The sequence below is a fragment of the Vibrio sp. D173a genome (genome assembly GCF_030248475.1).
Genome location: NZ_JAHGAH010000640.1, coordinates 1 through 816 on the forward strand (window position 1 = coordinate 1; position 816 = coordinate 816).

Below are 816 nucleotides of genomic sequence, written 5' to 3' on the forward strand. Positions count from 1 at the left end.
TGTTGTGTGTTCTTATCATCCCAACGATTGTGACAACCGCTTGGATGTCTATTTTCGGTGGTGTGGCGATCGAACAGGTCATCGACAAAGTGGGTCAACTGGGTATCGATCAAGGTATCGCAGACGTATCACTAAGCCTATTCTACATGCTGGATGCTTACCCAATGGGTAACATTCTGTCGGTTATTGCTGTTGCACTGATCATTGTATTCTTTGTAACGACTCTTGACTCTGGCTCTATCGTTATCGACGGTATGACAGCGGGTGGTAAGCTTGAAGTGCCAGTTCGTCAAAAAGTTATCTGGGCTATCATTTCAGGTGCGATTGCGATGGTTATGCTTTGGATTGGCGGCACTGAGTCAATTCAGGCACTGCAATCAATCACTATCATTGCGGCACTGCCATTTACACTGATCCTTCTATTGGGTTGTGTGAGTCTAATTAAAGGTCTACTGACTGAAGTAGATCAACCAAAAGTCGCTGCTGATTCAACGAAGTAATGCTTTAAATACGGCGAGATGTTTGTCGCCGTTACTCAGATAAGCAAAGTAAAAATATGAAAAACGCCCTTGTTGATGCAAGGGCGTTTTTGTTTACTAGCCATATTTTATTGAACAACTTTCGCTGTTGAGTGAAGTCATGGCTTAAAAAGCGTTTCAGAGTCGAAAGGCGTGAGTTGCGAAAGGTTCGAGTAAGGAAGGGTACTCTTACCGAGGACTACCTTTCTGGAATTCGACTATAGACTTTGCTATCCATTTCTAGGCTTTCAGACGAGAGTTCGGCTAACACACGCTGTTCGTACTGTTCATAGCCATC

The 816-nt window shown here is 43.9% G+C and carries 1 protein-coding gene; it reads left to right on the forward strand.

Going from position 1 to position 816, the window contains the following annotated elements:
* Positions 1–500 (forward strand): BCCT family transporter (locus tag KIV40_RS28155; RefSeq protein ID WP_285352498.1); only part of this gene is annotated, 500 nt, incomplete at its 5' end.
* Positions 501–816 lie beyond the last annotated feature (316 nt).